Below are 22,749 nucleotides of genomic sequence, written 5' to 3'. Positions count from 1 at the left end.
TTAAATTATCTAAAAGTATAGCAAACATTACATGTAATGATAAGAATTTTCTGAAATTGAAATTGATAATAAAACTATTTAGTTTAAAAAGATAATTTAATAAACTCGTTCAAAAGAATTTTTGAATAAAGCGCTATCATTGTCATAACGGCGTTTAGACCTTTATAGGAAGTGGAAATATAATATTAAGATTCATTTTTCATGAAAAATATTAGGAGAGTGAAACAACATGAAACGTTTAGAAAATAAAATAGCCGTTGTGACAGGAGCAAGTACTGGTATAGGTCAAGCATCTGCTAAAGTTTTAGCTCAAGAAGGTGCTCATGTATTAGCATTAGATATTGCGGATGAATTAGATCAAACTGTTGAAGATATTAAACAAAATGGTGGTCAAGCTACTGCATATAAAGTTGATATTTCAGATGAACAACAAGTGGAACAATTTGCGAATGATATGAAGCAACAATATGGTCGTATTGATGTGATATTTAACAATGCAGGTGTTGATAATGGTGCTGGACGAATTCATGAATATCCAGTAGAAGTATTTGATAAGATTATGGGCGTAGATATGAGAGGTACGTTCTTAGTAACTAAATTCTTATTGCCATTAATGATGGATCAAGGCGGTTCAATTATTAATACAGCATCATTCTCTGGTCAAGCTGCCGACTTATATCGCTCAGGATATAACGCTGCAAAAGGTGCAGTGATTAACTTCACTAAATCAATCGCAATTGAATATGGTCGTGAAAATATTCGTGCCAATGCAATTGCACCAGGTACTATTGAGACACCGTTAGTAGATAACTTAGCGGGAACTGCACAAGATGAAGCGGGTCAAACATTCCGTGAAAATCAAAAGTGGGTTACACCATTAGGTCGATTAGGTACACCAGACGAAGTAGGTAAATTAGTAACTTTCCTAGCTTCTGATGATAGTTCATTTATTACAGGAGAAACAATTCGTATTGATGGTGGCGTCATGGCATACACTTGGCCAGGTGAAATGTTAAGTGATGATAGTTGGAAAAAATCTATTAAATAAATAGTTGAAAACACCATATTATATAGAAAAGCCAAGATTTCTCATATTTCCTGAGAAATCTTGGCTTGCTTTTTACTTTAATTGTTTAGCACATGTTTCGCATAATTTGTATTGTTCGTTAGACCAACCATCTAAATTAGTATAGCTATGTAAATCTTTAGCTTGTACTTTTATGAAAATATTTTCATCATCTTTGATTTCACGATGACAGTTGGAACATTTTAACTCTCCGAATAACCTCATACATTAATCAAGCCTCCTAAGATATTACCATTTAATATTATTATAAGTATCATCATTCAATGAACGCACGATTTCAGTAACGAGACGAACTGAATTTTCATAATCATCTTTATGGATAACTGAAAAGTTTGAGTGCATATAACGTAAAGCGATACCGATAGTAATAGTTGGAATGCCTTCATTTGCTACATGTATACTTCCAGCGTCGGTTCCTCCGCCAGGTGTAGTATCCCATTGTACTTCAATGTTATGTTGTTGCGCCACATCTTTAACATGTTGACGTAAACCTTCATGAGCAATACTAGATGCATCCATCATAATAACAACTGGACCACCGCCTAGATGACTATCACTCGTTTGGCCTGACATTCCAGGAGTATCAAAAGCAACGGCTACATCAACTGCAATAGCTAAATCAGGTTGAATCGTTTGGGCTGCAACTTTTGCGCCACGTAGTCCAACTTCTTCTTGTACAGTAGCACCTGAATATAAATTAATGTCGATTGATTCGTCTTTTAACGCATTAAGTACATCGATGGCTAATGCACAGCCGTAACGATTATCAAAAGCCTTAGCTGTCATATATTTTTCATTAGCTAGTGTTTCGAATTCGCTATATGGCGTTACCATATTTCCTACAGATACACCTAATTATTCAGCTTCTTCTTTACTACTTACACCGATATCAATAAACATATTTTTAATATCTACAGTTTTTTTACGTTCTTCTGGTGTAAGCACATGAGGTGGTTTCGAACCTATGATACCTCTTAGAGTTTTACCATCATCTGTGGTAACAGTCACTTTTTGAGATAACATGACTTGATTCCACCAACCACCGATTGGATTAAAAGATAAATAGCCATCTTTATCAATTTTTGTCACTAGAAATCCTACTTCATCCATATGTCCAGAAACTAAAATAGATTTTGAACCATTGGTAGCTGATTTCTTTCCGAAAATACCGCCTAAATTATCTTCAATAATAGCATCGCTAACAGTTGATAAATGATTTTTCATTAATGATTTAACTTGCATTTCACGACCTGCAATGCCATTTGCTGATGTTAATTGTTTAAGTAATTGAACTGAATCACTCATTTTACAATCCTCCCAAATACGTATTATGTATAGTTTAACATAGCGATAATGGTGTGATATATTATTAGAATTTTGTGTTAAATAAGAGTATAGTAATACCAACAATAACAAAAATAATAGTATAATTAATTTAAGAAACAGGCGAGAGAAGGCGACCATATGAAGAAATTAGTTTCAGTTTTGATAGTCATTGCGTTAAGTGTCATTACACTGTCTGCGTGTAGTAAAGAACAGACTAAAACGTTCGAAGGGGACGTTAATGGTAAACAAGTTATTACATCTTTAACGTATAAAGGTGATGAAGTACTTAAACAATCTACATTAGGAACACTAAAATATGAAGATTTAGGTATAGATAAAGCACAAGCCAAAGATATATTAAAAAAAGATGAAAAAGCATTTAAAGGTAATAAAGGTGTATCATTCAAAATAGATTATAAAAATGATAAAGCCGTAGAACATATTGATATTGATTATAAAAAAGCAGATATAGATCAATTGAAGAAAAAATTAGGATTTGTGTCAGTTAAAGGTAAAAATGATAAAGTGAGTCTTGATAAAACGGTTAGTCAGATGAAACGTAATGGATTAAAAGAAAAAAGTAATATGACTGATCATGATGACTAAAATATATGGCAACATTGAGCGAAACGTGTTCAATGTTGCCATTTTTATGTTAAAAAATAAAATATGTTAAATAGAGACCTAGTAATGTAAAGAATAATACAGGTAGAGTAATGAGAATGCCTGTTTTAAAATAGGTTCCCCAAGAAATTTTCATGCCTTTTTGTGCCAGTACATGTAACCATAACAATGTTGCTAGCGAACCAATAGGTGTTATTTTAGGACCTAAATCAGAGCCAATAACATTACTATAAACCATTCCTTCTTTAATTGTGCTAGAAACACCTGATTGTCCAATTGCTATAGCATCAATTAATACTGTAGGTAAGTTATTCATAATAGAAGAGAGAATTGCAGATATGAATCCCATGCTCATAATACTAGCAAATAATCCGTGGTTCGAAATCATTGATAAAACATGTGCCAATAAAGTAGTAATGCCGGCATTCTTCAAACCGAATACGACTAAATACATGCCTATTGAAAAGATGACGATATTCCACGGAGCACCTATAAGGACTTGTTTTGTATTTACTACTGAGGATCTGCTAGCAAGTATTAGGAATATTATCGCAATAACACCAGCAATAATTGAAACTGGAATTTGCATCCACTCACTAACAAAATAGCCAATCATTAAAATAACAATAACGATCCAAGAAATATTAAATAAACGATGGTCTTTAATAACATCTTTTGGTTTATTGATATGTGAGATATCTACACGTTTAGGTATAGAATGTCTAAAATAAGCCCATAAAACAACTATACTTGCGACTAATGAGAATATATTTGGGATAATCATGTGCCCCATATATTCAGTAAAACCAATACCAAAGTAATCAGCAGAAACGATATTGACTAAGTTACTAATTATAAAGGGTAAAGACGTCGTATCAGCGATAAATCCACAGGCAATAATAAAAGGAAAGATAATCTTTTTATTAAAACCTAAATGACGCACCATAGCAAGTACGATGGGCGTTAGTATTAATGCTGCACCATCATTGGCAAAAAATGCTGCAACTATAGCACCCAGAACCATAATTAAAATAAACATCATAAGACCATTTCCATTTGATGCACGTACCATGTGAACGGCTGCCCATTCGAAAAAGCCGATTTGGTCTAATATTAAGGAGATTAATATAATAGCCACGAAAGTAAGTGTTGCATTCCAAACAATTTGAGTGACTTCAACGAAATCTAATAAACTAACAACGCCTGTAATAATTGCGATGACAGCACCTATTAAAGCGGTTATTCCGATATCTAATCCTTTAGGTTGCCAAATAACAAATAAGAGGGTTATTAGAAATATAGCAATAGCAAGGATACTCATCATTGACTATCACCTAATTTCATTGAATGACATTTACATTGTTCATTATTATTTTTAATGAGGTTTAAATGATTAAGTATTTGAGTGTAAAACGCATCATTTAATTGGTAAAAACGTTTATTTCCTTCTTTTCGAGTGGTGACAAATTGATGTGTGACTAAGATTTTCATATGATGACTTAACGTTGGTTGAGAAAAATGAAAATATGATAATAAGTCATACGCACATAATTCACCACAAGATAGAATATCTAAAATTTCTAATCTATTTTCATCTGATAATACTTTTAATGAAATTGCTAATTGTTGATAATTCATGATAACCTCCAAATTAAATATAGATTATCATCTATATAGATATATGTCTATGAAGGTTTATATTAGAAAATGACATTAAAAAAGCGACCACATTGAAGTGATCGCGATATATTGAACTTATTTAAGATATTAACTTTAATTTGTAATCATGAATAGTTTGTGTGCCACCATCCATTTTACGATAAATAATATGTTCAGCAGTAATTTCGGTAGGGTTTGATACGCCAACAGCTGCTGCAATATTAAATAATCCTTCGTGAAGGCTTGTTACATAATTGGTTACACGATATTGTTTTTCATCAACAATTAATCCTCTTTCTTTTTTAGGATCTGTTGTCGCAACACCTACAGGGCATGTATTCATATGACATTGTTGACTCATAATACATCCTACACTTATCATCATGCCGCGTGCAATATTAACTAAGTCAGCACCTAATCCTAAAGCGATTGCAATTTTATCAGGTGTAATTAATTTTCCAGATGCAAAGATTTTCACCTTATTACGAACACCGTATTTTTCTAACATACCAGAAACAATAGGTAGAGCAGTTAATAATGGAAGACCTACACCATCTTGTAATTCTTGGAATGTGGCACCAGTACCACCTTCACCACCATCAACAGTGATAAAACTTGGATATTTATCAAGTTCAACCATAGTTTTGACTAAGTTTTCAATTTCTTCAACACGACTCACTACTATTTTAAAACCAACTGGCTTTTGGCCTAATTGTTGGATTTCATCTACCCAATTTAATAAATCAGTAGCATTATGAATAAAGTCGAAGCGGTTTGGTGAATTGATTGTCTTGAACGGTTCAACATTACGAATTTTAGCAATTTCTTCGTTTACTTTTGCACCTTCCATATGACCGCCACGAGTTTTGGCACCTTGAGCTAATTTTAATTCGAAAGCACGTACATTTTTACGTTCAGCAAGTGTTTTAAATTCTTTTTTACTGAAATTACCTTCTTTATCTCTTACACCAAAAAGACCAGGTCCAATTTGGAAAATGATATCTCCATCGCCTTTAAGATGGTATTCTGACAAACCACCTTCACCTGTATTCATCCATGTACCTGCTTTAGATAATCCTTTAGATAAGGCAGAAATAGCATTTTTACCTAATGCACCATAACTCATTCCTGATTGACCAACTAATCGTTTGATTTTATAAGGATGCGCAAGATGTTCTCCGAGAACGACAGCGTGTTCATCAGTTAAATAATAAGGATCCACTTCCTTACTTTTACGATGTTCATCTCTACTAAATAAACGTTCATTCTCAATTTGATAAATAAATGTTGAAATTAGTGTGGTATTATCCACTTTTAATTCATTTGCTTGAAGTGGAAACATTGTGTTCTGTATGTAAAATCCATCTTTATAATCTTCCATAGTACCAAAACTAGTCATTCTTGAATTATATTTTCCAGCTAATACGATATTTTTATAATCTGTACGAGAGAAGGGTTTACCTTCATTATCACCAGAAAATAGATATTGTCTTAATTCAGGCCCCATTTTTTCTGAAAGATATCTAATGCGTGCAAGTAACGGATAATTTCTTAATACACTGTGTTGTGTTTGTCGTTTATCCTTGATTAGCCAAATGATACCTAATAATAATGCACCCAATAAAAAAATCATAATAATGATGTTGACAATGAACTGCATCGTCGTTAGTACACTCATTAATATGCCCCCCTTAATCATTACTCCAACACTATGATACACCATTCTTAATGTTTTACAATGAAACCGGTTAAATTTATATTGTAGAATTTAAATTATTTTAGTTTATGAAATATTTATGTGAGACAATTTATTTTAATTAGTGTATTCAACTGAATTATAAAATGATAAAGTAATTGTGATAAAATGCGATTTAGGAGGTGACACATGAGCCAATATAACCAATTACAACGTGACGTATGGAATCAAAACCAAATGATGAAAAAAGATTTTTTAATCATACCTATATACATATTATTTCAAATGTTAATTCCTATTGGTACAGTATTTGGGACATTAGGATTAACGGCAATGGTAACGCAAAGACCACCGGCACAATTTTTATATAATCTTAGTTTAAGCGTGGGATTCGTGTTAGCTCAGTTTTTAACATTATTTGCCTTTTTTGTAATGCATAAATTTGATATAGCACAAGTTATGAAAAGACAGTTTCATTATGCGAAACAATACACCTTACATATTATGATTTCTATCGTCGTTGTATTATTAGGTCTGTTAATGGCAACATGGTTACTAGATATATTAAACTTTGGACCAACACAATATGAACGCAGAGTAGAAGGTTTATTTAACTATCCATCTGCATTATTCTTTACCTTTATATCAATGGTTGTTTTAAGACCTATGATTGAAGTGCTTATTTATAAACACGTATTAATTCATGAATTAAGGAAAAAGTGGCATATTGTTATAGTGATTATACTTTCTATATTCATAGAAGTGCTTGTCCATGTGTATGATATGATAAATATAATGGAAATGTTGCCTTATTTGATTATTGCTATAGGTTCAACATTTGTGTATCTTAAATCTGGAATGAATTTAGCAGCAGCTTATTTATTTCAAGCAGGTATCCAACTCATTATTTTTATCGTTTTTACAGTGAAATTCTTATTAATGTAGTAATAAAATTAAAGAAGATTTAAAGGAGAATTTTATGGAAAATGAAACTACTCAACAACTATTAGATTCTGATAAATTACAGAATGAATTTGCATCAAAGAAGGTAGTTAAAAGAGATTTTTGGCTTATTCCTGCCTATATTATATTAGCGCAATTCTTATTACCAATGATTGGTATGTTAATTGCTTTTATTATATCGAATTCACTTCATATGAAGTCAGATCATAAAATCAATAATCTTATAACCAATTTTGCTACTGTATTTGGCTTGATTGGTATGGCATTAGTATTGTTATTATTTTATTTAATGCACAGAAAAACATTAATTCCCTTAGCTAAACAACGTTTTAAAGATTTGAAAAAACATTTCGCAACAATTGCGATTATTATTGTTGTTATGTATGTATTAAATATTTTGTATGGAGCTATGGTTGAATTTTTACCTGAAAAATATCAATTTGATGATACCGAAAATAATAAAATGTTAGCACAAATGTTTACATCAGGTTGGATGTGGCCAATCTTGTTTTTAGACATTGTGATCGTTACACCCATAGTAGAAGAATTACTGTTTAGACATTTATTAATTCATGAACTGGGTAAAAAATTAACTTATGTTGTTATGTATGTGTTGTCCATTTTAATATTTGCAAGTGTGCACGTAACAGATGCACAGTCACCATTTGAAATAGGGCCATATATTATTATGGCAAGTTGTTTTGTTGCAGCGTATCACTTTACTAATCGTAACTTAGCAGCGACCATAACATTACATGTAATTAATAATAGTGTCGCCTTTGTAGCGATGTTATTTACTTTATAGTTAGGCGATTGTTTAATATGATTTAGAGCTTTAAATAATCAAGTAGCCAACTAATGATTAACTTAATTGAAATCATTAGTTGGCTTTTTTATATCTGTGAAATTAATTTGATTTTGAAATGTACGCCGTTCGTTGTAGGAATAATATGAATACTGCCATTATGATAATCAATAGCTTCTTTGATAATGGTTAATCCTAAACCATGATTAACTTTGTTGGTCGCTTTAGTACTATAACCAGGTTTGAAAATATCATTTTTATTACTTGGTAATCCTTGACCATTATCTTTGTAATCAATTAAAAGAGTATTTTCAATTTTATCAAACAATATATTAATTTTTGGATTCAGATTATTATGCTCAATGCTATTTTCTATTAAGTTGATAAGACATCTTTCAAAATATAATTTATTACCATAAAAAGTTTCTTCTTGATCAAATAGAAAAGAGAGTTCTATATTGTCATAACCAATAGAGGAAACGAATTTTTCTACTGTATATTGAATTGGAAAACTTTCTTTATCATGTTTCATTTGATTTGTTTCGTTATCAAAATCTTTATTTAAACTTTGTATCAAATCTTCCATGTATTTAGCTTTTTCTGATATAAGATTTAAATATTTTTTATTTGAGTCATCAACTTCAATTATTTTTGAATAACCATAGATAGACGTTAGTGGTGATTTTAAATCATGTGAAATTTGAGAAATCCATTTTGATTTATAATAGTTAATCTGATTTTGGTATATTTTGTCTTGAAGTAATTGTTGATTTAATGATGTTAATGATTTGTGTAATTCAGGATAAGTTTTACTATACTTCTTAATATTACCTTTAGTGTTTGGTTGATGCAGTTTTTCCTTAGATAGATTACCAATCCAATCAATATAATAACCTAAAGGTTTAGTTAGCCTTCTTGAAACTAAATAGGAAGTGATTAACGCTAATACTACATTGATGATTAAGGCAATTATCAAAATTTTAGGAATATCAATAAGTTTATTCGCTATATCATTTTGACTAAATGATTTACTTGAAATTGGGTTTTGATTAGAATTTTTGTAGAATCCAATTTTGTTGTTTTGATAGTTATAGTTGTATTTATTATAGTCATGTGTCGTAATACTTTGAAGTAATTGATGTGTTTTAATATGCTTAGCATTTTTTACAGAGGACTGATGATTATTTTTGTATATATAAACAATATAATTCTTTTCTTCTTTAGAAGTTGGAATCGCATTGGCATAATTAATATTATTCAAAATTAAAGATTTAACATTTTTCTTATTAAAATTTTTAGGGTAGAGAATATCTCCCTTATGATTAGTAACATATAATTCAGCATTTTCCTTTTTGGCCAAATTATTTAAATGTGTATAAGGAATGTCTTTAATCTTATTGGATAAAAAATAATCAGGATCGATACTTTTAATGTCAGAATATGATGCGCTCATTAATAAGTTAATCATTAATACTATAGTGATAATAATTATGACGAAAGATAGTGTCAAAAATGTTGTTAAGTATTTAAAAAACTTTAATATAAATCGTTTATTCATAATTATTATCCTTAAATATGTATCCCTTTCCACGTAATGTTTTTATAAATTCTGGATGATTAGGATCTTTTTCAATTTTTCGTCGTAACGTTCTAATATGTACCATTAACGTATTATCATCAACGGACGTCTCATATCCCCAAACTTTTGCGTAAATTTGATCTTTAGATAAAATTTGATTTTTATTATTAATAAAATAGAAAAGTAAGTCTAATTCTCGAGCAGTTAATGTAACAGGTTGACCATTAATTTGAACTGAGCCACTTTTAAAATTAACAAATAAATGGCCTTGTTTATATAAATCATTTGGTGTTTCTTTTAAATGAAGAGACACTCTATAATATAATTCCATTGGATCAAAGGGCTTTTTAATATAATCAACAACACCTTTTTCAAAACCTCTATATAATTCTATATTTTCTTCCTTAGCAGTAACGACTATAACTGAAGTAGTAGATAAGTTAACATACTTCATTAATTCATATCCATCTTCAGACTTTAAATTTAAATCTAACAGTATGACATTGTATGTATGTTGGTTTATGAAGTGTAATCCTTCTTCTATATCATCTGCTGTATCTATTGATGAAATACCTTTAGTTGTTAAAGAAAGTTTGATTAATTCTTGAATATCTTTATCGTCTTCAATGATTAGTATTTTGGAAGTCATTTTATCCACCTCACAGTTATAGTTTACGCGTTATTAAATAATTAAACTATGAAACTTTCGATATTTAAGGAAAATTTAAACTTAAAATAAATGAAGCTTTATTTATATGTCATAACATGAAATTAAATAATAAGTTTAGGAGATGTTAACAATGAAAAAAGTTCTAGTGACTTCTTGTGTTTTTATAATCTCAGTCTTAACACTATTATTCGTGAGAGAATTGGGAGAGTATTTCAATTTAACTTTCTTTAACTTCTTAGAGGGACCATACGTCATTTGTGGTATTTCTTTTATTAATACTTTATTAATCTATTTTGGTGAAATTAAAGAGAAATACGATAATAAACTAAAGATGGGGGATAATATAAAATGAAAGTCCTAGGTTATCTGTTGTCTTTTATATTAATAATTTTAGTAATATATGATGTAACTAGATGTATTTTAGTGTTTATTGAAAATACATGGCATAAAGATTTTGGTATGGAAACGTTACTACATAATGCTTATATAGTTAATGGCGGAGTTATGGGGGCAATTGTTTTAATGGGTGTACTGGAAATCATTAATCATGCCATTGGTGAAGACAAATTTTAAAAATTTAAATTCCTGACAAACAAAAGTATTAATTTATATTATATAATGTAACAGTTACTAATCAAATTAAATGGGTTTGTAGCTGTTTTTTTGATGCTACAAATATTGTATTTTTATAGGGAAGGGGGATATATTATGTCGTTGATGCGTATCATCACCTTCATATTCAGTGTATTTATCGTTGGAATGGTTGAGATGATGGTAGCTGGAATTATGAATTTAATGAGTCAGGACTTACATGTATCAGAAGCCGTAATAGGTCAACTAGTGACTTTATATGCTTTAACCTTTGCGATTTGTGGGCCAATACTTGTTAAAGTAACACAACGTTTTAAAGCTAAATCAGTCCTGTTATGGACCTTAATTGCTTTTATTATAGGGAATTTAATTATAGCAGTCGCATCTAATTTCACGATATTAGTTATAGGTCGAATTCTTTCATCTGCAGCGGCCTCATTAATTATTGTTAAAGTACTAGCGCTCACTGCAATGTTAACGCCAGCTAAAAATCGAGGGAAAATGATAGGAATCGTTTATTCAGGTTTTAGCGGAGCAAATGTGTTTGGAGTGCCTGTAGGAACATTAATAGGTGATATGGTAGGTTGGCGATTTACATTTGTATTTATAGTTGTTATCAGTGTTATTGTAGGAATTTTAATGATGTTTTTCCTACCTAAAGAGAATGAATTAAGTCATTCTAATAACTCAAACACTAATCATAGCAATCAAGTCATATCAAAAGTATTACGTCCTGGTGAAGTTGCTAAATTTATAACAATTACATTCTTGATTTTAGTTGCAAACTCAGTCACATTTGTATATATTAATCCACTTATATTATCAAATGGTCACGAAATGTCATTTGTATCACTCGCATTATTAATTAATGGTGTTGCTGGTGTCATTGGTACATCATTAGGTGGTATTTTTGCTGATAAATGGACAAGTAAGCGTTGGTTGATTATTTCAATTACGATATTTATTGTAATGATGCTTATTTTGAACTTCATATTATCAGGTACTATTATGTTATTAATTGGTTTATTTGTATGGAATATTATGCAATGGAGTACTAATCCTGCCGTACAAAGTGGTCTTATCGAACAAGTTGAAGGCGACACAAGTCAAGTGATGAGTTGGAACATGTCTAGTTTGAATGCCGGAATAGGAATGGGTGGCATTATAGGTGGACTCGTTGTATCAAATATGTCAGTTCACTTTGTGACTTATACGAGTGCATTCATTGGATTTTTAGGTTTAATTGTTACTATAGCATTAAAAAATAATCATTTTGCTAAAAATTAAATTTTTAAGTAAACAAAAGCGTCTCCCAAAAGAGGAGACGCTTTTATTTGTATTTAAATGGTCTTTTATTGTCTTCATTATAAGGGGTCCAAGGCATTTTACTGTGTGTAGCAAAGTAACATAAATCATGTATCATTTTCGAGCTTAACTTTGTTTCATGCTGTGTAACAGATAATTGATGCGCTTTTAAAATATTCAAGTTACCAAACCAAAAAATCATATCTAAAATATGATATGCACTTTTATAGTACTTACTATCAGTACGATACCACTTGAAACAAGCTAACCATATATGTGGGTTATGCTTCATGTCATTTAAGAAACGATGTACTGGCTGTTGAAAAATATACTTGGTAATACAATCTGATTGCTGTTTGGCAGATATCGCTTCCGTCGAATCGATATTAACTTTATTAAATGACATGGCTTCAACAAATCGTTCGGTAGTTAGTTTGCGTGATTCATTTTTTATATAAATATCACCTTCATTTTTCGTATATGAAACGAAGATGGGTTTTGAAAAGTTAGCATTATTAAAGTCCATATCAGCTGTTTGAATGGGTGCATATATTAATTCCAATCCTTTTGAATTACCTCGCGATGTTTGATCTAACATCATGATATTTAATATATCGTCAGTCGATAATGCATCTATTGAGACATTAGGATATTGTTTTGAGATTAAGTTACTAAATCTTTGAGCTTTATCATACCCTATTGTTGGGCTATCTAAGTTTAAGATGCCACTTAGCAACATTACTTTATGGAAGTATGGATAAGTATGAGGTAATTGCATTAAAGCCATAATGCTCATACTTCCTGCTGATTGTCCCATTAATGTGACATTGTTAGGATCACCGCCGAAATCTTCAATGTTTTGGTGAACCCATTTTAAAACATTTAGTTGATCAGATAAGCCATTATTTAAATCATAATTAGAATTGATATAAGACCAATCTAAAAATCCCCATGCACCTAAACGATAGTTAAAAGTGATGACAATGACATCTTCTTGTTTTACAACATTTTTAGGAGAGTATAATTCGGCATTAGCATGACCATTGATAAAGCCTCCACCGTAAAAATAAATAATAACTGGACGTGATTCAGAATGGTGATGCTGTCGCCATATATTCAAATATAGACACTCTTCATGTTGAGAAAATTGATTGAAATGGTAGTCATCATCATTTGAGAAAAAGTCTTCAAGTTGATTATAAGGTTGAGGAGGAATACTTTGAACATGTGTTGCATGTATAGCTTCAGACCATTGTTTATAAACTTTAGAATGATTAAAACGTCCATTAGACAAGGTGGCATACGGAATACCAAGAAATGTATCTATACCATCTTTATGAATACCATTAATTTCTCCATTGCTTGTTTTCACGTTCACCATACACACCACTCGTCCTCTCAATTCGTACTATATATTCACTATATAATAAATGATTGATAACTTCTAACAACATACAAAAAACTGCTAAAGACTATTTTTAGTCATTAGCAGTTTTCAATATATTATTTATTTTGTTCTTGCTCTTCTTGTTGTTCTTGACGTTTTTCGGCGATTTTTTCGCGTCTTTCACGACGTTTACGTTTCTTAAGTTTATCACCCATATTGCTGTTCATTTTCTTAGCGCGTCTGAAATAGACACTTTCGAATGAACTAATTGCACCTAATTGATAGAAAATAAGGGCAACAATAATGATAACTAAGAAATCCCATGGATAGTGAATCCAGTTTAAACCTTTGAACTCTTTACTACCGATAAATGATAGGAAAGAAAGTACAATTAGGTAAATGATAATCCATAAACTTCCGCCGATTTGTTTTTTAGTGTTTTTCCAATTCATTTTATATTCATAGAAGAAATAAATTGGTAAACCTAAAATAATGATTAAAATAACTTCTGCAGTCGTTGGCCACATAGCCCAATAAATAGCTAATGAAGCAAGTACGAATGACAGTGGTGCCATGAATTTTAAAATTCTAGCTCTGAATGGACGCGTCATCTTAGGTCCCATTTTACGTAATGCGATAACTGTTGTTGGACCTGTTAAATAAGCAACTAATGTTGCAGTTGAAATAACGGCTGCTAGTGTACCCCAATCGCGGAATAATGTCACCATTACCATACTGATAATAGCATTAAAGACAATTGCAACACGTGGGATTTTATATTTTTCATTCATTTTTCCTAAGAATTTAGGAATGTGACCATTTTTTTCCATTGCACGTAACACACGACCAGTTACAGCAACAAATGATACACCAGTACCAAATGGTGATACTACAGCTTCAATATAAAGTAAAATAGCTAACCAATTTAATCCTAGTAAAATAGCCATATCAGCGAATGGAGAGTTAAAGTTAATACCGCTCCAACCATGTTCATGAATCATTGATTGTGGCATTGAAGTGATAAATGTACTTTGTAAAATAACATATAGTACAGCACTAATAGTTAATGAAATTGCAATACCACGTGCGATATTTTTCTCAGGACTCTTGATTTCTGATCCCATATTAATGATTGTTTGGAATGCATTAAATGAGAAGATAATACCAGACATTGTAGTCGCAGCAAATATTGGTGCACTTCCGTATGGCATGAATGTACCTATAGAATGACCATAATTACCAGTGTCAAATCCAGATACCATTAACATGATAATTGTTAATAATGGTACACCTAATTTAAAGAATGAAATTAAGCTAGTAAATGAAGTTAGTAATTTTACTGACCAATAGTTTAATAATGAAAAGATGATAATAATAGCATAAACGGCGAATAAACCAGAAGTACTTATCGAACCGTCTTTCATTAAGGCACTCATTGGCTTAGCCCAATCCCAAGGCCAAGAACTCATATATTGAACAGCAGATACTGCTTCAATAGGGATAATCGTTACTAGTGATACCCAGTTTGCCCAAGCGGCTATGAAACCAAGTAGTGAACCATGTGTATATTGAGCATAGTTACTCATACCACCCGATTGTGGGAACATAGTTCCAATTTCTATGTAGTTATAAGCAATTGTTCCTATAACTACGAATCCAATAATCCAAGAAATGATAGCTGCTGGGCCTGCAACAGAAGATGCTTCCCATGCACCGAATAACCAACCTGAACCAATTAATGATCCTAGTCCGAGTAACACTAATTGGGGCAGATTAATCTTGCTGTTATTCGATTCTGTTTCATTTTTATTTGCCATATTGACTCCTCATTCTTTTATATTCTGAAAATACTACGCCATTATTATACGCTAGTTAAAATATTAGTCAAATGCATATATTGTAATTTTTGTATAAATGTATAAAAATAGTGTTTTAAATATTTTGGTATATAATAGTGAATAAATCACTGGAAAAAGTAGAAAGTAGGGCAAACAAATGAGTAGTCAAAAAAATATCAATGCTGATGTGGAAGCATTTTTAAAAAAGGATAGTCAATGGAAAGATGAATTCAATTATTTAAGAGAGACCATTGTAAATTTTGATGATTTAGAAGAAACAATGAAATGGATGCACCCTTGTTACACAATTAATAATAAAAACGTTGTTTTAATACACGGGTTTAAAGAATATGTTGCGGTTATGTTTTTCAAAGGTGCATTAATAGAAGACAGTTACAACACGCTAATTCAACAAACGAAAAACGTACAATCTGCAAGACAGTTACGATTTGAAAAATTAGAAGATATTCAATCACGAAAAGAAGAAATTATTGATTATGTGAAACAAGCGATAGACATTGAAAAAGCAGGTAAAGAAGTAAAATTAAAGAAAACAGAGGACTATGAAGTTCCAGATGAACTACAACAACAATTTGATAAAATGACAGAGTTAAAAGAAGCATTTAAACAATTAACACCTGGGAGACAACGACAATATTTACATCATATCGGAGAAGCAAAACGCGCAGATACTAGACAAAAGCGTGTGGATAAATATATTAATCATATCCTTGAAGGTAAAGGTATGCATGATAAGTAATAACTAAGCGAAGCTAACAGTAATCATATACTGCTAACTTCGCTTAGTCTTTTTATATAGTAAGAGTTTAAACAATGCCAATGATTATTAATGGAATCTCATGCCACCATCAACGATGATTGTTTGGCCAGTAATATAGTCTGAATCTTTACCAGCTAAAAAGCTAACAACATTGGATACATCTTCTGGTTGGGATAGTTTTCCTAAAGCAATTTGATCAGTAAATTGTTTCCATCCCCAAGATTCAGGTTGGCCAGCTTCTTCAGCTGTTTTTTTAGCTATGCCTTCCATCATTGGTGTATGGACAATACCTGGCGCATACGCATTTACTGTGATAGATTCATTTGCCAAATCACGCGCAGCAACTTGTGTTAAACCTCTCACTGCAAATTTACTACTACTATAAAGTGATAAACCTGCATTTCCTTCAACGCCAGCTTGTGATGTGGCGTTAATAATTTTACCACCATGACCTAACTGTTTAAATTGAGCATGTGCTGCTTGAATACCCCATAGTACACCTTTCACATTGACACCATATACTTTGTCAAAGTCTTCAGGGGTAATAGAATCAATAGGTGTCATAGGACCTAAACCTGCATTACTTACTAGTACGTGTAAGTCTCCAAAGTGTTCTACTGTTTGATTCATCGCATTGAATACATCGTCTCGATTTGAAACATCAGCTTTGATTGCGATTACTTTTGAATCATCTTGTGATAGAGCATGTGCTGCTTGATTTGCACCTTCTCCATTGAAATCTACAATAGCCAATTTAAAACCATCTGAGAATAAACGTTTAGCAATTTGATAACCAATACCTTGTGCGCCACCAGTTACAACTGCTACTTTATTTTGTTCATTCATTTTTAACCCTTCTTTTTATTATTTTTTAATACAAGTTCAAAATATCACAAAAGAACATTAGGTATTCATAAATGTGTAACATAAAAATACTTTTCGATTTATTGTCATTAATTATTAAAATAACTTTCACAATTCATAATTTTAAGCTAGAAATACAATGTTTATCGTTTTGTAATTCAAATTAAAATTATGAATATCTTTATAAATTTGTTAAGTTTAAATAAATGAATTTTGTAAAAACGCAATATGTTTATTAAAATTATATAGGGTATATATTTATATCGTTGTCGAATATGCATACATAGAAACCTAAAGCCAATGTTATACACATAGCAGTAACATAATGACATCTTTTTAAAATTAAACATTGAAGGTAAAGACCATCGTACGCTTGTTCAACCAATATTATTTATTAGTTAACAACTGTTCTGCTGGTCTTTTAAATTGTATAGTGATATTCGCCATTTTTTACTTAATGGAAGGGGAAAATAATCATGTTAAGTATTAAGAATTTAACCAAGGTTTACTCTGGGAATAAAAAGGCAGTTGATAATTTATCACTTGATATTGAATCAGGAGAGTTTATCGCATTTATTGGGACGAGTGGTAGTGGTAAGACAACTGCATTAAGAATGATTAACCGAATGATTGAGGCCACTGATGGAGAAATCCAGATGAATGGCAAAGATGTTCGTCATATGAATCCCGTGGAATTAAGAAGAAGTATCGGTTATGTTATTCAACAAATTGGTTTAATGCCGCATATGACAATTAGAGAAAATATTGTATTAGTACCTAAATTATTAAAGTGGTCTAAAGAAAAGAAAGATGCAAAAGCAAAAGAGTTAATTCAACTTGTTGATTTACCAGTTGAATATTTAGATCGCTATCCAGCTGAATTATCTGGTGGACAACAACAACGTATTGGTGTAGTGAGAGCACTCGCTGCTGAACAAGATATCATTTTAATGGATGAACCTTTTGGTGCGCTTGATCCGATTACTCGAGATACGTTACAAGATTTAGTTAAAGAATTACAACGAAAATTAGGTAAAACATTTATTTTCGTTACACATGACATGGATGAAGCAATTAAACTCGCAGATAAAATTTGCATCATGTCACAAGGTAAAGTTGTGCAATTTGATACGCCAGATAATATATTAAGAAACCCAGCCAATGATTTCGTTAAAGACTTTATTGGTCAAAACAGATTGATCCAAGATAGACCAAATATGAAAACAGTTGAAGGTGCCATGATTAAACCTGTTACTGTTCATGCAGATGATTCATTGAATGATGCAGTTAATATCATGCGTGAGAGACGTGTAGATACCATATTTGTGGTGAATAGCCATGACAAACTACTTGGTTTCTTAGATATAGAAGATATTAATCAAGGTTTAAGAGCTAAAAAAGAACTGATTGATACAATGCAACGTGATATTTATAAAGTACATATTGATTCCAAATTACAAGATTCAGTTAGAACTATTTTAAAACGTAATGTGAGAAACATACCTGTTGTTGATAATGACAATAAATTAATAGGTCTTATCACACGTGCAAACTTAGTTGATATCGTATATGACTCCATTTGGGGCGACGGTGATACTGAAGTGTCAGAATCTGTAGAGCCCAATGAGACAAACATTTCAAATGGGAATGAATCTTTAAATAATCTTCACACTCAAGACGACACTCATCAACATGTGAATACATCTTCTATAAACAAGATGAATAAGGATGAAGCGGGAGATGAACGATAATGAAAGCATTTTTGAATGAATATGGAAGCCAGCTCGTATCAAAGACGATTGAACATTTCTATATTTCTATCATTGCTTTATTAATTGCAATCGTCGTAGCTGTTCCTGTTGGCATCTTATTATCTAAAACGACTAAAACTGCTAATGTTGTATTAACGATAGCTGGCGTACTTCAAACGATACCGACTTTAGCTGTATTGGCCATTATGATACCTATTTTCGGAGTAGGTAAGACACCTGCCATTGTTGCATTATTTATTTATGTATTATTACCGATATTGAATAATACTGTATTAGGTGTCAAAAATATAGACAAAAATGTTATACAAGCTGGACAAAGTATGGGTATGACACAATTTCAATTAATGAAAGATGTCCAATTGCCTCTAGCTTTACCATTAATTATTAGTGGCATTAGACTTTCAAGTGTTTATGTCATCAGCTGGGCTACTTTAGCGAGTTATGTTGGTGCTGGTGGACTAGGAGACTTAGTATTCAATGGATTAAATTTATATCAACCACCTATGATTATTAGTGCAGCTATTTTAGTTACATTGTTAGCATTAATTGTCGACATGCTATTATCATTAGTTGAAAAATGGGCGGTACCTAAAGGATTAAAAGTATCTAGATAAGAAAAGGGAGGATGTAACAATATGAAGAAACATATTAAATATACAGTGATTCTTATTGCCTTGTCCCTCTTAGTATTATCTGGATGTAGTTTACCAGGTTTAGGTGACGGCAATTCAAAAGATGATGTTAAAATCACGACTACTGAAACAAGTGAAACAAAGATTATTGCAAATATGGAGAAACTAATGATTGAACATGAAACTAAAGGCAAAATCAAGCCGACAATCATTGGGAACTTAGGATCAAGTATTATTCAACATAACGCATTGCAACGCGGCGACGTTAATATGTCAGCTGTAAGATACACAGGTACAGAATTAACTAGTGTGTTAAATGCAAAACCAACAAAAGATCCTAAAAAAGCGATGTCTGAATCACAAAAGCTTTTCAAGAAAAAATATGATCAAAAATATTATAATTCATTAGGATTTGCGAACACGTACGCATTTATGGTGACAAAAGAAACAGCTAAAAAATACCATTTAGAAAAAGTTTCAGACTTAGAAAAACATAAAAACGACTTGAAATTAGGTATGGATACACAATGGATGAATAGAGCAGGAGATGGATATCCAGCCTTCGTTAAAGATTACGGATTTAAATTTGCAAGTGCACGACCAATGCAAATAGGTTTAGTATATGATGCACTAAAAAATAAAAAATTGGATGTAGCTGTGGGTTATTCTACTGATGGACGTATTGCAGCTTATGATTTGAAAATTTTAAAAGATGATCGTAAATTCTTCCCACCATATGATGGTAGTCCATTGGCTACAGAAAAAGTGATTAAAGATAATCCAAAAATTGATACAGCTTTGAAAAAGTTAGAAGGTAAAGTTTCAACTAAAGAAATGCAAAAGTTAAATTATGAAGCTGACGGTAAAGGGAAAGAACCTGCAATTATTGCAGAAGAATACTTGAAAAAACATAACTATTTTGATGATGACAAAAATAGTAAGAAAGGTGGTCAATAATTATGAAAGGTAATTTATTCCAATCTATTATTGAATATTATTCATTGAACTTTGGCTACCTTATGGAATTATTCTTTAAACATTTATTAATGTCTGTTTACGGTGTACTGTTTGCTTGTATTATAGGTATTCCATTAGGCATTGTCATAGCTCGATATAAGAAACTAGCTTGGCCTATTATTACAATTGCTAATATTATTCAAACAGTACCAGCCATAGCAATGCTTGCGATTTTGATGTTAGCTATGGGACTAGGTCCAACAACTGTTGTTGTAACAGTTTTCTTATATTCGCTACTCCCAATTATTAAAAATACTTATACAGGTATTGTAGATGTAGATGAAAATATTAAAGATGCTGGTAAGGGTATGGGAATGACTAGAAACCAAGTATTACGAATGATTGAGTTACCATTATCTTTATCAGTGATTATAGGTGGCATTCGTATTGCACTAGTAGTTGCAATCGGTATTGTTGCTATTGGGTCATTCATTGGTGCACCAACACTTGGTGATATTATTATTCGTGGAACTAACTCAACAGACGGTACAACATTCATTTTAGCAGGAGCGATACCAATTGCTTTAATAGCTATTTTAATTGATTTAGGATTACGTTTCTTAGAAAAACGACTAGATCCAACACGTAAAAACAAAAAGAAATTTGAACACCAACCACAACAAATTAAATAAATATAAAACAAGGTCAGGACTACTTTCATAGCCCTGACCTTGTTCTATTAATTTTAAATTACCACTACGTTTAACCTATAATAATATTGGCGCTAAAATAGGTACGATTGCTACTACAATAACACCTACAATAACAACTGCAATACTACCCATAGATTCTTCAGTTTCTCCCAATTCTTTAGCAGCAGCTACACCTAATGTGTGACCACTAGTACCTAAAGCAAGACCACGTGCAATTGGGTTTGAAATTTTGAACCATCTTACAATTTTAGTACCTAATGCAGAAATAACTACAGCATTTAAAATAACTGCTAATGATGTAAGTTCTTTCATACCACCGATACCTTCTGATACAGGTAAAGCGATTGCTGTTGTTGCAGCTTGAGGTAACATTGAAGCAACAATTTGATTACTGAATTGGAATAAAGTTGCAACTAGATAGATTAAAATAAGTGCAACGATAGTACCTAAAGCAATACCACCAAATATTTGTAACCAATATTTTTTTAATACGTCACGTTTTTTATATAAAGGAATTGCAAAACTAATCGTAGCTGGTTCTAAGAAGAAATTAATAATATCTCCACCTATTTTATAGTTTGCATAACTAATTCCTGTCAATTTTAAGAAAGCAATACCTACAACCATACTAACGAATAAAGGTGCAAGTAAGAAAAATCCATTCGTTTTTTTATAAAAATATGTAGCAATTACAAATGGAATAAGGGAAACTAAAATACCAAAATATGGAGTATTAATACCTAAATGTTCTACCATGATTAACCTCCTATACGACTAGTTTCTTCATTTTTCTCTTTACTAGGGAACAATGATTTTGTCACTAATAATTGAGAAGCGAAACCAGTACAAATTAATAAAAAGATTGTAGATAAAATGATTAATAAAATAATCAATATCGGACTTTGACTTAATACAGGTAATGAATTGATTACTGAAACGCCGGCTGGAACGAATAAAAAACTAATATTATTAGTTAAAGTAGTTCCTACTGTTTCGACTTGTTCTAATTTAACAATTCCAGTACATAAAGCGATAAATAATAAAACTAAACCAATTACTGAAGCGGGCATTGGGATAGGCATGAATGCTTCAATAATCTTAGAGATAAACAAAATAACTGCAATTGTTAAAGCTTGTTGGAAGAAATTGTACACTCTTCCAGATGTATGTTGAACTCTTTCTTTTGTAGAAGATGAGTTAGCCATAACATACATTCCTCCTGTTCTATTTGTATATGGATTCGGTAAGAACGTTTGGATTTGTCAAAAATAGGATTCACTTACTAATTTAAAACGTAAACTAAAAGATAAAGTTATTTAGTTTTAAAAAATAAAAAAATCAATTGCAAAGTTCAAACGAATCTTTTGTGAAGTAATTCACGAGCAATTATACAATATAATTCATATTAATTTGTACATTGAATTCGTCGTTTTCGTGACAATTTTCAAAAAATTTATCCTTTTATTTTTTAGTAAGTTTCGACAAATTCATTTATTATTA

At 31.3% G+C, this 22,749-nt stretch carries 22 protein-coding genes and 1 pseudogene; 11 read left to right on the top strand and 12 right to left on the bottom strand.

Translation table 11 applies throughout. The features are described 5' to 3' along the window. The first annotated feature begins 229 nt into the window (after positions 1-229). The gene (locus LFT63_RS07375) at positions 230-1,048 is read left to right on the top strand and encodes an SDR family oxidoreductase (protein ID WP_029056120.1); all 819 of its coding nucleotides are present in this window, start codon (positions 230-232) and stop codon (positions 1,046-1,048) included. A gap of 72 nt (positions 1,049-1,120) precedes the next feature. Here LFT63_RS07375 and LFT63_RS07370 read toward each other — a convergent pair whose 3' ends face one another. Both LFT63_RS07370 and LFT63_RS07365 read right to left on the bottom strand, forming a co-directional pair. Continuing rightward, complete coding sequence (locus tag LFT63_RS07370) at positions 1,121-1,291, bottom strand: hypothetical protein (RefSeq protein WP_183998749.1); 171 nt, start codon at positions 1,289-1,291, stop codon at positions 1,121-1,123. A gap of 24 nt (positions 1,292-1,315) precedes the next feature. Further along, positions 1,316-2,392 (bottom strand): annotated as a pseudogene (locus LFT63_RS07365) (M42 family metallopeptidase). A 159-nt stretch (positions 2,393-2,551) separates the two neighbouring features. Between LFT63_RS07365 and LFT63_RS07360 the strand changes: the two are divergent. Next, entirely contained in the window at positions 2,552-3,019 is a 468-nt protein-coding gene (locus tag LFT63_RS07360; protein ID WP_029056122.1) for a YehR family lipoprotein, read from the top strand. Between the two features lie 49 nt (positions 3,020-3,068). Here LFT63_RS07360 and arsB read toward each other — a convergent pair whose 3' ends face one another. The 3 genes from arsB to LFT63_RS07345 form a co-directional block, all read right to left on the bottom strand. Further along, positions 3,069-4,358, bottom strand: a complete 1,290-nt coding sequence (gene arsB / locus LFT63_RS07355; RefSeq protein WP_340769012.1) for an arsenite efflux transporter membrane subunit ArsB — start codon at positions 4,356-4,358, stop codon at positions 3,069-3,071. Then, complete coding sequence (locus tag LFT63_RS07350; RefSeq protein WP_029056124.1) at positions 4,358-4,675, bottom strand: ArsR/SmtB family transcription factor; 318 nt, start codon at positions 4,673-4,675, stop codon at positions 4,358-4,360. The genes arsB and LFT63_RS07350 overlap by 1 nt, the downstream gene beginning before the upstream one ends. Positions 4,676-4,796: 121 nt before the next feature. Then, a complete protein-coding gene (locus LFT63_RS07345) occupies positions 4,797-6,374 on the bottom strand; it encodes an FMN-binding glutamate synthase family protein (RefSeq protein ID WP_340768523.1) in 1,578 nt (525 codons plus the stop codon). Positions 6,375-6,581: 207 nt separating this feature from the next. On the opposite strand from LFT63_RS07345, the gene lnsB reads away from it, so the two are divergent. Continuing rightward, a complete protein-coding gene (gene lnsB, locus LFT63_RS07340) occupies positions 6,582-7,337 on the top strand; it encodes a CPBP family lipoprotein N-acylation protein LnsB (protein WP_340768521.1) in 756 nt (251 codons plus the stop codon). Between the two features lie 34 nt (positions 7,338-7,371). After that, positions 7,372-8,160, top strand: coding sequence for a CPBP family intramembrane glutamic endopeptidase (locus LFT63_RS07335; RefSeq protein ID WP_037555644.1), 789 nt, complete (start codon positions 7,372-7,374; stop codon positions 8,158-8,160). An 88-nt stretch (positions 8,161-8,248) separates the two neighbouring features. On the opposite strand, the gene LFT63_RS07330 is transcribed toward LFT63_RS07335, so the two are convergent. Both LFT63_RS07330 and LFT63_RS07325 read right to left on the bottom strand, forming a co-directional pair. After that, a complete protein-coding gene (locus tag LFT63_RS07330; RefSeq protein ID WP_259677266.1) occupies positions 8,249-9,628 on the bottom strand; it encodes a HAMP domain-containing sensor histidine kinase in 1,380 nt (459 codons plus the stop codon). An 82-nt stretch (positions 9,629-9,710) separates the two neighbouring features. After that, positions 9,711-10,388, bottom strand: a complete 678-nt coding sequence (locus LFT63_RS07325; protein ID WP_029056129.1) for a response regulator transcription factor — start codon at positions 10,386-10,388, stop codon at positions 9,711-9,713. 369 nt (positions 10,389-10,757) lie between these two features. Between LFT63_RS07325 and LFT63_RS07320 the strand changes: the two genes are divergently transcribed. Next, positions 10,758-10,982: a hypothetical protein gene (locus tag LFT63_RS07320; RefSeq protein ID WP_029056131.1), complete on the top strand. Its 225-nt coding sequence runs from the start codon at positions 10,758-10,760 to the stop codon at positions 10,980-10,982. A 135-nt stretch (positions 10,983-11,117) separates the two neighbouring features. Next, a complete protein-coding gene (locus tag LFT63_RS07315; protein ID WP_340768515.1) occupies positions 11,118-12,287 on the top strand; it encodes an MFS transporter in 1,170 nt (389 codons plus the stop codon). Between the two features lie 43 nt (positions 12,288-12,330). Here LFT63_RS07315 and LFT63_RS07310 read toward each other — a convergent pair whose 3' ends face one another. Both LFT63_RS07310 and LFT63_RS07305 read right to left on the bottom strand, forming a co-directional pair. Continuing rightward, positions 12,331-13,686 (bottom strand): carboxylesterase family protein, encoded by a 1,356-nt coding sequence (locus LFT63_RS07310; RefSeq protein ID WP_029056133.1) that lies wholly within the window; start codon positions 13,684-13,686, stop codon positions 12,331-12,333. A 122-nt stretch (positions 13,687-13,808) separates the two neighbouring features. Beyond that, positions 13,809-15,509, bottom strand: a complete 1,701-nt coding sequence (locus LFT63_RS07305; RefSeq protein ID WP_340768513.1) for an APC family permease — start codon at positions 15,507-15,509, stop codon at positions 13,809-13,811. Between the two features lie 178 nt (positions 15,510-15,687). On the opposite strand from LFT63_RS07305, the gene LFT63_RS07300 reads away from it, so the two are divergent. Continuing rightward, the gene (locus tag LFT63_RS07300) at positions 15,688-16,290 is read left to right on the top strand and encodes a YdeI/OmpD-associated family protein (protein ID WP_029056135.1); all 603 of its coding nucleotides are present in this window, start codon (positions 15,688-15,690) and stop codon (positions 16,288-16,290) included. A gap of 87 nt (positions 16,291-16,377) precedes the next feature. On the opposite strand, the gene LFT63_RS07295 is transcribed toward LFT63_RS07300, so the two are convergent. Further along, a complete protein-coding gene (locus tag LFT63_RS07295) occupies positions 16,378-17,157 on the bottom strand; it encodes a (S)-acetoin forming diacetyl reductase (protein WP_046467042.1) in 780 nt (259 codons plus the stop codon). A 494-nt stretch (positions 17,158-17,651) separates the two neighbouring features. Here LFT63_RS07295 and LFT63_RS07290 point away from each other — a divergent pair, with 494 nt between their 5' ends. Genes LFT63_RS07290 through LFT63_RS07275 form a run of 4 tightly spaced genes read left to right on the top strand, consistent with a single transcriptional unit; the run spans position 17,652 to position 21,228 of the window. Continuing rightward, entirely contained in the window at positions 17,652-18,926 is a 1,275-nt protein-coding gene (locus LFT63_RS07290) for an ABC transporter ATP-binding protein (protein WP_340768510.1), read from the top strand. After that, the gene (locus LFT63_RS07285; protein WP_029056137.1) at positions 18,926-19,561 is read left to right on the top strand and encodes an ABC transporter permease; all 636 of its coding nucleotides are present in this window, start codon (positions 18,926-18,928) and stop codon (positions 19,559-19,561) included. Before LFT63_RS07290 ends, LFT63_RS07285 begins: the two co-directional genes overlap by 1 nt. Before the next feature lie 21 nt (positions 19,562-19,582). Beyond that, complete coding sequence (locus LFT63_RS07280; RefSeq protein WP_029056138.1) at positions 19,583-20,536, top strand: osmoprotectant ABC transporter substrate-binding protein; 954 nt, start codon at positions 19,583-19,585, stop codon at positions 20,534-20,536. Between the two features lie 2 nt (positions 20,537-20,538). Continuing rightward, positions 20,539-21,228 carry an ABC transporter permease gene (locus LFT63_RS07275; protein WP_017637572.1) on the top strand — a complete coding sequence of 230 codons (690 nt, stop codon included), beginning with the start codon at positions 20,539-20,541 and terminating at the stop codon, positions 21,226-21,228. 75 nt (positions 21,229-21,303) lie between these two features. Here LFT63_RS07275 and lrgB read toward each other — a convergent pair whose 3' ends face one another. Beyond that, a complete protein-coding gene (gene lrgB, locus LFT63_RS07270) occupies positions 21,304-22,005 on the bottom strand; it encodes an antiholin-like protein LrgB (protein WP_017637573.1) in 702 nt (233 codons plus the stop codon). A gap of 2 nt (positions 22,006-22,007) precedes the next feature. Next, on the bottom strand, positions 22,008-22,454 hold the full coding sequence (gene lrgA, locus LFT63_RS07265; protein WP_017637574.1) for an antiholin-like murein hydrolase modulator LrgA: 447 nt from the start codon (positions 22,452-22,454) through the stop codon (positions 22,008-22,010). Between the last annotated feature and the right edge of the window lie 295 nt (positions 22,455-22,749).

The sequence above is a fragment of the Staphylococcus sp. FSL H8-0121 genome (assembly GCF_038008425.1).
Taxonomy (GTDB): domain Bacteria; phylum Bacillota; class Bacilli; order Staphylococcales; family Staphylococcaceae; genus Staphylococcus; species Staphylococcus pasteuri.
The sequence above is the reverse complement of the archived record's forward strand: the minus strand, read 5'-3'. Positions and strand labels throughout refer to the sequence as shown.

Bases quoted from the DNA above. Each gene is read 5' to 3' on its own strand.
- LFT63_RS07375 (WP_029056120.1), top strand. From the start codon at position 230: ATGAAACGTTTAGAAAATAAAATAGCCGTTGTGACAGGAGCAAGTACT.
- LFT63_RS07370 (WP_183998749.1), bottom strand. From the start codon at position 1,291: ATGAGGTTATTCGGAGAGTTAAAATGTTCCAACTGTCATCGTGAAATC.
- LFT63_RS07360 (WP_029056122.1), top strand. From the start codon at position 2,552: ATGAAGAAATTAGTTTCAGTTTTGATAGTCATTGCGTTAAGTGTCATT.
- arsB (WP_340769012.1), bottom strand. From the start codon at position 4,358: ATGAGTATCCTTGCTATTGCTATATTTCTAATAACCCTCTTATTTGTT.
- LFT63_RS07350 (WP_029056124.1), bottom strand. From the start codon at position 4,675: ATGAATTATCAACAATTAGCAATTTCATTAAAAGTATTATCAGATGAA.
- LFT63_RS07345 (WP_340768523.1), bottom strand. From the start codon at position 6,374: ATGAGTGTACTAACGACGATGCAGTTCATTGTCAACATCATTATTATG.
- lnsB (WP_340768521.1), top strand. From the start codon at position 6,582: ATGAGCCAATATAACCAATTACAACGTGACGTATGGAATCAAAACCAA.
- LFT63_RS07335 (WP_037555644.1), top strand. From the start codon at position 7,372: ATGGAAAATGAAACTACTCAACAACTATTAGATTCTGATAAATTACAG.
- LFT63_RS07330 (WP_259677266.1), bottom strand. From the start codon at position 9,628: ATGATTAACTTATTAATGAGCGCATCATATTCTGACATTAAAAGTATC.
- LFT63_RS07325 (WP_029056129.1), bottom strand. From the start codon at position 10,388: ATGACTTCCAAAATACTAATCATTGAAGACGATAAAGATATTCAAGAA.
- LFT63_RS07320 (WP_029056131.1), top strand. From the start codon at position 10,758: ATGAAAGTCCTAGGTTATCTGTTGTCTTTTATATTAATAATTTTAGTA.
- LFT63_RS07315 (WP_340768515.1), top strand. From the start codon at position 11,118: ATGTCGTTGATGCGTATCATCACCTTCATATTCAGTGTATTTATCGTT.
- LFT63_RS07310 (WP_029056133.1), bottom strand. From the start codon at position 13,686: ATGGTGAACGTGAAAACAAGCAATGGAGAAATTAATGGTATTCATAAA.
- LFT63_RS07305 (WP_340768513.1), bottom strand. From the start codon at position 15,509: ATGGCAAATAAAAATGAAACAGAATCGAATAACAGCAAGATTAATCTG.
- LFT63_RS07300 (WP_029056135.1), top strand. From the start codon at position 15,688: ATGAGTAGTCAAAAAAATATCAATGCTGATGTGGAAGCATTTTTAAAA.
- LFT63_RS07295 (WP_046467042.1), bottom strand. From the start codon at position 17,157: ATGAATGAACAAAATAAAGTAGCAGTTGTAACTGGTGGCGCACAAGGT.
- LFT63_RS07290 (WP_340768510.1), top strand. From the start codon at position 17,652: ATGTTAAGTATTAAGAATTTAACCAAGGTTTACTCTGGGAATAAAAAG.
- LFT63_RS07285 (WP_029056137.1), top strand. From the start codon at position 18,926: ATGAAAGCATTTTTGAATGAATATGGAAGCCAGCTCGTATCAAAGACG.
- LFT63_RS07280 (WP_029056138.1), top strand. From the start codon at position 19,583: ATGAAGAAACATATTAAATATACAGTGATTCTTATTGCCTTGTCCCTC.
- LFT63_RS07275 (WP_017637572.1), top strand. From the start codon at position 20,539: ATGAAAGGTAATTTATTCCAATCTATTATTGAATATTATTCATTGAAC.
- lrgB (WP_017637573.1), bottom strand. From the start codon at position 22,005: ATGGTAGAACATTTAGGTATTAATACTCCATATTTTGGTATTTTAGTT.
- lrgA (WP_017637574.1), bottom strand. From the start codon at position 22,454: ATGGCTAACTCATCTTCTACAAAAGAAAGAGTTCAACATACATCTGGA.